Source organism: Paraburkholderia sediminicola (assembly GCF_046027825.1).
Taxonomy (GTDB): Bacteria; Pseudomonadota; Gammaproteobacteria; order Burkholderiales; family Burkholderiaceae; genus Paraburkholderia; species Paraburkholderia sediminicola_D.
The window spans coordinates 1-7678 of record NZ_JAQQDU010000175.1; the positions used below are offsets into that span (position 1 = coordinate 1).

A 7678-nucleotide genomic window follows, 5' to 3' on the forward strand; every position below is an offset into this window, starting at 1 on the left:
ACGCGCGCCCGGCAGGTTGTGGTCGTCCTTCTCCGGCAACACGGTGCCGAGCACCGACACGCCGGTGCGCATCACATCCATCGGGTGCGCGGCAGCCGGAATCCATTCCAGCGCGGCTTTCACGTTCGCGGGCAGGCCGCGCAGCGACTTGAGCTTGGTCTTGTAGGCGGTCAGTTCGGCCTGCGTGGGCAGCTTTTCATGGACCAGCAGATAAGCGATCTCTTCGAATTCGCACGCACCGGCGATGTCGAGGATGTCGTAGCCACGGTAGTGCAGATCGTTGCCGGTCTTGCCGACCGTGCACAGCGCGGTGTTGCCAGCCGTCACGCCGGACAGGGCAACGGATTTCTTCGGTTTGAAGCCGCTTTTAGGCTCGTTCTCGCCTTGTGCACCGGCGGTTTGCGTCGTCTCGCTCATCTCCCGCAATCTCCTTTGTGCCTGCTCATTGCTTCTGGTTGAACCGCGCATTCGACGCCTGCTTTCCGCTTCGCCAGGCGATGCTGTGATTCGCTTACACGGCGGCTTTGCGTATGGGCGCCGTCCAGCGCGGCCACGACGGCTCCTGCCTTGACGGTCTTGCTCATCATGCGACTTGCCCGTTAGCGCCCACTTTCGTGAAGAGCGGCGCGGCGTCTTGCGGCACGGCGCGGCCAGTGGATTGCGCACGACGCAGCACCGACCAGTAGTAGCGATAGCTGGCCCGGTCGTGCAGCGTGTCGTGATGGCGCGTCGGCCCCCACTGGGCGGACTGCGCGGCCAGCAAAATCTCAGTGGCGGTGACGATTTCTTCGTCGCGCGGCGCGAACGCGGCGACGATCGCCCCGATCTGCGCCGGATGGATGCTCCACATGCGCGTGTAGCCGAACTCGTTGCGGGCGCGGGCGGCGTCGTTCGCGACCACGCTCATGTCGCGCACTTCGGTGCTGACGTTATGCGACGGCACCTTGCCATACGCGTGGCAGGCCGCGGAAATCTCGAGCTTTGCGCGTCGCACCAGCGGGTGATCGAACTGACCGGGCGAGCGCATGGCGGTATCGGGGATCGCGCCGTCGTGAGCGGAGACGAAGTCCATCAGGCCGAAGCTCAGCGCCTCAACGCCGGGGAGCGCGGCCAGATCGAACACGCGCGTCAACGCGCCATGCGTTTCGACCAGCAATTGCACCGGCACCGGCTGCGTAATGCCGAGCTCGCGCCGCGTCGCTTCGATGAACGCGACCATTTCGGCGGCATCGGGGACGTTGCGAATCTTCGGCAGGGTGATGTAAGCGGGCGCTCGCTTGGCGGCGCGCAGAATGAGACGGACGTCGTCACGCCAGTGCGCGTGGTCGAAGTCGTGGATCCGCACGCCGACGCGGCCGAAGCGGTCATGCTCGCTGCCCAGCAGCGACGCGACCAGCTCCGCGTGTTCGGCTTCCCGGCCGACCTGCGCGCCGTCTTCGCAATCGAGCGTGATGTCGAACACCGGGCCGAGTTGCTGCTGCAATGCCAGTGATTTCAGCATCAGCTTCTCGCTGCCGGCGTAGTGATCGCAGGCAGGCAGCACAGCGGGCGGCACTTCGCCGTCAAACAGCACTTCGGCGGGGGTGAGGGCGCGCATCTTCGGCGTCAGGATTCTGGGTGGTCGGGTGGGTAAATCGGATTCGGACGCGTTCTACTCGGCGATCAGCAAGCCATGACGCAAAGCGCGTTCGAATCAGCGGCGAATACTGGCACGACACATTGCGACGTGAACCGCAATTTCGTGGGACGTACCTGCATTCGCACGTAAAAAACCGGAACCCGCCGCTGTAATGCTTCGGAGTTCCGGTTCGTCTGCATCTGGCGCTTAGCCGAGCAGGTGTTGAACGCCTTCGCGCTCTTCCAGCAGCTCGTTCAGCGTGCCGTCCATCTTTTCGCGCGAGAACGCGTCGATTGCCAGACCTTCGACGCGCTTGTACTCGCCGTTTTCGCACGTGACCGGCACACCGTAGATGATGTCTTCCGGAATGCCATACGAACCGTCCGACGGGATACCCATCGTGACCCACTTGCCGTTCGTGCCGAGCACCCAGTCACGCACGTGGTCGATTGCAGCGTTAGCTGCCGACGCTGCCGAAGACAGGCCGCGCGCTTCGATGATCGCGGCGCCACGCTTGCCGACGGTCGGGATGAACGTGTTGCGGTTCCATTCTTCGTCATTGATCAGCTTGGTCAGGTCTTGACCTTCAGCCGTTGCAACGCGGAAGTCCGGGTACATGGTCGGCGAGTGGTTGCCCCACACAGCCAGCTTTTCGATCGAAGCGACCGGCTTGCCCGACTTGGCAGCCAGTTGCGACAGCGCGCGGTTGTGGTCCAGGCGCAGCATGGCGGTGAAGTTCTTCTTCGGCAGATCCGGCGCCGACTTCATCGCGATGTAAGCATTCGTGTTGGCCGGGTTGCCGACCACCAGCACCTTCACGTCGCGGCTGGCGACTTCGTTCAGCGCCTTGCCCTGAACCGTGAAGATTTCGGCGTTGGCCGACAGCAGGTCCTTACGTTCCATGCCTTTCGAACGCGGACGTGCGCCGACCAGCAGGGCTACGTCTGCATCCTTGAATGCAACCTTCGGGTCGTCAGTGATCACGACGCCCGACAGCAGCGGGAATGCGCAATCATCCAGTTCCATCACGACGCCTTTGACGGCGCCTTGCGCTTGCGGCAGGTCGAGCAGTTGCAGGATAACCGGCTGATCCTTGCCGAGCAGATCGCCATTGGCGATGCGGAACAGCAGGGAGTAAGCGATTTGACCTGCGGCGCCGGTGACGGCAACGCGCTTTGCGGGCTTAGCCATTGAGAAATCTCCAGGACGATGCGTTAGACGCTAGGGAAAACGCCATTCTATATGCGCCTTCAGCGAAGCGTTGTGAAACACGGCGGAATTCACTGTTCGCGTACGGCCCCGGAATGTACCGAGGCTGTGCGGCGCGCTGCGGCAAGTCCGCCATGCCGGAAACCTGTACTACTCAGCTTGAGAGGGCGGCGAGCGGGGCATTCTGGCGCCGGGTAGCCGCTGCACGGTGCGGGCTCCTGCAAACAGCGCGTTTCGGCAAGCGTCTGACCAACGAATGGCGGCGAATCGAAACCTGGACTGCGAGGGAACAGCATGGTGCAGAGTGGCTTCCGGTGCGCTACGGCGCTGTATTGCATCGTGCAAAACAGCCGCCGAAAAACCCGCAAACCCTTGCTCGACAAGGAGTGTAGGAGCCGTTAGACACAAAGTCAACATTATCTTATGTCTTATATAAGACATATCTATTGCGGGGAAAACCCTAGACGCGGCACGGCCCTTTATGATGAAATGCGCGGATGACTTCGAACCAGGCGAACACCGCGAATCCGAACGGCCATGGGGTCGCGGGCGAGGGTGTATCCGCTGCCGCGCCCGCTACGTCGCCCACTTTCAGTCCCTTGTATCAGCAGATCAAGGGCTTGATTACGCAGAGCCTCGAATCCGGCGAATGGAAACCTGGCGAGATCATTCCTAGTGAAGTCGAATTGGCGGCCAGATACAAGGTCAGTCAGGGCACGGTGCGCAAAGCGATCGACGAACTTGCCGCCGACAACCTGCTGGTGCGCCGCCAGGGCAAGGGTACTTTTGTTGCAACGCACAATGAAGACCGCGCCCAGTTTCGCTTCCTCAGATTACTGGCCGATGACGGCGCGGAACATCCGCACGTCAGCCGCCTGCTTGAATGCCGGCGCTTGCGCGCTTCGGCGGACATCGCCCGGCAACTCGATCTGAAACCCGCCGATCCGGTGGTGTTGATCAAGCGCTTGCTGCAGTTCGACGGCGAAGTCACCGTACTCGACGAAATCTGGTTGCCCGGCGCGGTGTTTCGCGGGCTCACGCTCGAGCGGCTGTCGGAGTATAAAGGTCCCCTCTATGCGATGTTCGAGACGGAATTCGGCACCCGCATGATCCGCGCAACGGAGAAGATCCGCGCGGTCGCAGCCGATCCGTCGGTCGCTGATCTGTTGAGTGTGCCGGCGGGTTTCCCGTTGCTTTCAGTCGAACGCGTGTCCTATACATATGGAGACCGGCCGGTTGAGGTGCGCCGCGGTTGGTATGTCACAACCGGGTACTACTATCAGAACGATCTGAGCTGAATCGGGATGAAAAAAGGCGCTGCGTCCCACACGCGCGCCTGTTTGAAGGCGCCTTTATCGCGCACGCTGTAACGGACCGGTAGTGGTTTTCGCTGCAGCGCGATATAAAAAGGCGCTAAAATTGCGGATTAGTGTGACTACATAGTAGGGGTCTAGCATGGCTGAAGCCGTAAAAAAACCGAGGCCGGAATTCCGGAACATCGGTATCGGGCAGATTTTGACGGCATACCGTCTCCCGCTAGCGGGGCGCGTGTCGATCTTGCACCGCTTAAGCGGTGGGCTGCTTTTTGTTTTTCTTCCGTTCCTGCTGTACCTCTTCGATCAGAGCCTGACTTCCGAGCTTAGCTTCGAAGTCTTCAAGGGCTTCCTCTCCAACATCATCGTCAAGCTCATCACGCTCGTTCTCGCGTGGGCCTTCCTGTTCCACTTCTGCGCAGGCGTACGTCACCTGTTCATGGACACGAGCCACGGCCTCACGACTAAAGAGAAGGGCAAGCAAACCTCTATCGTGGTGCTGGTCGTTTCGTCGCTCCTGACGATTGCTTTTGCGCTCAAACTCTTCGGAGCATTCTAAAAAAATGGCAGCTAATAACCGAATCGGTCCGAAGCGTCTCGTCGTCGGCGCACATTACGGTCTGCGCGACTGGCTTGCCCAGCGCATTACCGCCTGCATCATGGCCGTCTACACGGTGATCCTGCTCGCGTGGTTCTTCGGCGCGCGCGATTTCTCGTATGACGGCTGGGCGTCGATCTTCGCCACGCAATGGATGAAGCTCGCCACGTTTGTCACGCTGCTGTCGCTGTTCTATCACGCGTGGGTTGGTATCCGCGACATCTGGATGGACTATGTGAAGCCCGTTGGCATGCGCCTGTTTCTTCAGGCGCTGACGATCGTCTGGCTGCTCGCATGTGCGGGCTACGCTGCGCAGATTCTCTGGAGAGTGTAAAAGAATGGCTGCAATCAAGAATTCTCTGCCGCGTCGCAAATTTGACGTGGTTATCGTCGGCGCAGGCGGCTCGGGGATGCGCGCTTCGCTGCAACTCGCGCGCGCCGGTCTGTCGGTTTGCGTGCTGTCCAAGGTGTTCCCGACGCGTTCGCACACGGTGGCTGCCCAAGGCGGCATCGGCGCTTCGCTCGGCAACATGAGCGAAGACAATTGGCACTATCACTTCTACGACACGATCAAGGGTTCCGACTGGCTCGGCGACCAGGACGCGATCGAGTTCATGTGCCGCGAAGCACCGAACGCTGTCTACGAACTGGAACACATGGGCATGCCGTTCGACCGCAATGCGGACGGCACGATCTATCAGCGCCCGTTCGGCGGCCACACCGCCAACTACGGCGAAAAGCCGGTGCAACGCGCTTGCGCGGCCGCTGACCGTACCGGTCACGCGCTGCTGCACACGCTGTACCAGCAAAACGTGGCTGCCAAGACGCAGTTCTTCGTCGAATGGATGGCGCTGGATCTGATCCGCGACGCCGACGGCGACGTGCTCGGCGTGACCGCGCTGGAAATGGAAACCGGCGACGTTTATATCCTCGAAGGCAAGACCACGCTGTTCGCTACGGGCGGCGCAGGCCGGATCTTCGCGGCGTCGACCAACGCGTTCATCAACACGGGTGACGGCCTGGGCATGGCCGCGCGTTCGGGCATCGCACTGCAAGACATGGAATTCTGGCAATTCCACCCCACCGGCGTGGCCGGCGCGGGCGTGCTGATTACCGAAGGCGTGCGCGGTGAAGGCGGCATTCTGCGTAACTCGAACGGCGAGCGTTTCATGGAACGCTACGCGCCGACGCTGAAGGATCTGGCGCCGCGCGACTTCGTTTCGCGTTCGATGGACCAGGAAATCAAGGAAGGCCGTGGCGTGGGTCCGAACAAGGATCACGTGCTGCTCGACCTGTCCCACATCGGCGCCGAGACGATCATGAAGCGTCTGCCGTCGATCCGCGAAATCGCGATGAAGTTCGCGAACGTCGATTGCATTAAAGAACCGATTCCGGTTGTGCCGACCATCCACTATCAGATGGGCGGTATCCCGACGAACATCAACGGCCAGGTCGTTGGTACGCCGAAGGGTCATAAGGAAGTCGTCAACGGTTTCTACGCAGTGGGCGAATGCTCGTGCGTGTCGGTGCACGGTGCAAACCGTCTCGGCACGAACTCGCTGCTCGACCTGGTGGTGTTCGGCCGCGCGGCCGGTAACCACATCGTCAAGCACGTGCGGGAAATCAAGGAACACAAGCCGCTGCCGGCCGACGCGGGCGATTTCTCGCTGGCTCGTCTGAACAAGCTGGACAAGTCCACGTCGGGCGAATACTCGCAAACCGTCGCGGCCGAGATCCGTTCCACGATGCAGGCGCACGCAGGCGTGTTCCGCACGTCGAAGCTGCTGGCCGAAGGCGTCGAACGCATTCGCGAAGTGGCTGACCGTGTCGACAACATCTACCTGAAAGACAAGTCGAAGGTGTTCAACACGGCACGTGTTGAAGCGCTGGAAGTGGAGAACCTGATCGAAGTGGCACGTGCCACGATGATCTCCGCCGAAGCGCGCAAGGAAAGCCGTGGCGCGCACGCGCAGAACGACTTCGAACATCGCGACGACGAAAACTGGCTGCGCCATACGCTGTGGTTCAGCGAAGGCGATCGCCTCGACTACAAGCCGGTTCACATGCAACCGCTGACCGTCGAATCGGTGCCGCCGAAAGCGCGTACCTTCTAAGGCACAAGTCAAAGGAATTCAGAAATGGCTAAGCGTACATTTGAAATTTACCGCTACGACCCGGATAAGGACGCAGCGCCGCGCATGCAAACGTACGAGATCGAAATCGACTCGCACGAACGCATGCTGCTCGACGCGCTGCTCAAGCTGAAGGCGATGGACGAGACCCTGTCGTTCCGCCGTTCGTGCCGCGAAGGCGTGTGCGGTTCGGACGCGATGAACATCAACGGCAAGAACGGTCTGGCCTGCTTGCAGAACATGAACGACCTGCCGCAGAAGATCGTGCTGCGTCCGCTGCCGGGCCTGCCCGTCGTGCGCGACCTGATCTGCGACTTCACGCAGTTCTTCAACCAGTACCACTCGATCAAGCCGTACCTGATCAACGACACGCCGCCGCCGGAAAAGGAACGTCTGCAGTCGCCGGAAGAACGCGACGAGCTCGACGGCCTGTACGAATGTATTCTGTGCGCTAGCTGCTCGACCTCGTGCCCGAGCTTCTGGTGGAATCCGGACAAGTTCGTCGGCCCGGCTGGCCTGTTGCAAGCCTATCGTTTCATCGCGGACAGCCGTGACGAAGCGACGGGTGAGCGCCTCGACAACCTGGAAGATCCGTACCGTCTGTTCCGTTGCCATACCATCATGAATTGCGTCGACGTCTGCCCGAAGGGCCTGAACCCGACCAAGGCGATTGGCAAGATCAAGGAATTGATGGTTCGCCGCGCAGTCTAGGATGAACACCGAAACATCGCATCAGTCCGACCCTCTCCGCCGCGCGCGCCTTCGCTGGCGTGCGCGGCGGGGCCTGCTGGAAAACGATCTGATCTTT

At 61.0% G+C, this 7678-nt stretch carries 8 protein-coding genes and 1 pseudogene; 6 read left to right on the forward strand and 3 right to left on the reverse strand.

The features are described from left to right. From PQQ96_RS41015 to PQQ96_RS41025, 3 genes are all read right to left on the reverse strand, one after another. On the reverse strand, window positions 1-417 hold a 417-nt coding region (locus PQQ96_RS41015), incomplete at its 3' end, for a citrate/2-methylcitrate synthase (protein WP_408302978.1). Window positions 418-583: 166 nt separating this feature from the next. Next, window positions 584-1597, reverse strand: a complete 1014-nt coding sequence (locus tag PQQ96_RS41020) for an HpcH/HpaI aldolase/citrate lyase family protein (RefSeq protein WP_408302980.1) — start codon at window positions 1595-1597, stop codon at window positions 584-586. Window positions 1598-1825: 228 nt separating this feature from the next. Further along, the gene (locus PQQ96_RS41025; RefSeq protein ID WP_074289036.1) at window positions 1826-2809 is read right to left on the reverse strand and encodes a malate dehydrogenase; all 984 of its coding nucleotides are present in this window, start codon (window positions 2807-2809) and stop codon (window positions 1826-1828) included. Between the two features lie 515 nt (window positions 2810-3324). Here PQQ96_RS41025 and PQQ96_RS41030 point away from each other — a divergent pair. The 6 genes and pseudogenes from PQQ96_RS41030 to PQQ96_RS42350 form a co-directional block, all read left to right on the forward strand. Next, window positions 3325-4125 carry a GntR family transcriptional regulator gene (locus tag PQQ96_RS41030; protein WP_408302982.1) on the forward strand — a complete coding sequence of 267 codons (801 nt, stop codon included), beginning with the start codon at window positions 3325-3327 and terminating at the stop codon, window positions 4123-4125. Between the two features lie 157 nt (window positions 4126-4282). After that, entirely contained in the window at window positions 4283-4699 is a 417-nt protein-coding gene (gene sdhC / locus PQQ96_RS41035) for a succinate dehydrogenase, cytochrome b556 subunit (protein WP_054034790.1), read from the forward strand. 4 nt (window positions 4700-4703) lie between these two features. Then, window positions 4704-5072, forward strand: a complete 369-nt coding sequence (gene sdhD / locus PQQ96_RS41040; protein ID WP_063498406.1) for a succinate dehydrogenase, hydrophobic membrane anchor protein — start codon at window positions 4704-4706, stop codon at window positions 5070-5072. A gap of 4 nt (window positions 5073-5076) precedes the next feature. Next, complete coding sequence (gene sdhA, locus PQQ96_RS41045; RefSeq protein ID WP_408302984.1) at window positions 5077-6852, forward strand: succinate dehydrogenase flavoprotein subunit; 1776 nt, start codon at window positions 5077-5079, stop codon at window positions 6850-6852. A 24-nt stretch (window positions 6853-6876) separates the two neighbouring features. After that, a complete protein-coding gene (locus tag PQQ96_RS41050; RefSeq protein ID WP_054034792.1) occupies window positions 6877-7581 on the forward strand; it encodes a succinate dehydrogenase iron-sulfur subunit in 705 nt (234 codons plus the stop codon). 1 nt (window position 7582) lies between these two features. Further along, window positions 7583-7678: pseudogene (locus PQQ96_RS42350) on the forward strand (succinate dehydrogenase assembly factor 2); the annotation flags it as partial.

Coding starts and splice junctions, on each gene's coding strand:
- PQQ96_RS41020 (WP_408302980.1), bottom strand. CDS start 1,597: ATGCGCGCCCTCACCCCCGCCGAAGTGCTGTTTGACGGCGAAGTGCCG.
- PQQ96_RS41025 (WP_074289036.1), bottom strand. CDS start 2,809: ATGGCTAAGCCCGCAAAGCGCGTTGCCGTCACCGGCGCCGCAGGTCAA.
- PQQ96_RS41030 (WP_408302982.1), top strand. CDS start 3,325: ATGACTTCGAACCAGGCGAACACCGCGAATCCGAACGGCCATGGGGTC.
- sdhC (WP_054034790.1), top strand. CDS start 4,283: ATGGCTGAAGCCGTAAAAAAACCGAGGCCGGAATTCCGGAACATCGGT.
- sdhD (WP_063498406.1), top strand. CDS start 4,704: ATGGCAGCTAATAACCGAATCGGTCCGAAGCGTCTCGTCGTCGGCGCA.
- sdhA (WP_408302984.1), top strand. CDS start 5,077: ATGGCTGCAATCAAGAATTCTCTGCCGCGTCGCAAATTTGACGTGGTT.
- PQQ96_RS41050 (WP_054034792.1), top strand. CDS start 6,877: ATGGCTAAGCGTACATTTGAAATTTACCGCTACGACCCGGATAAGGAC.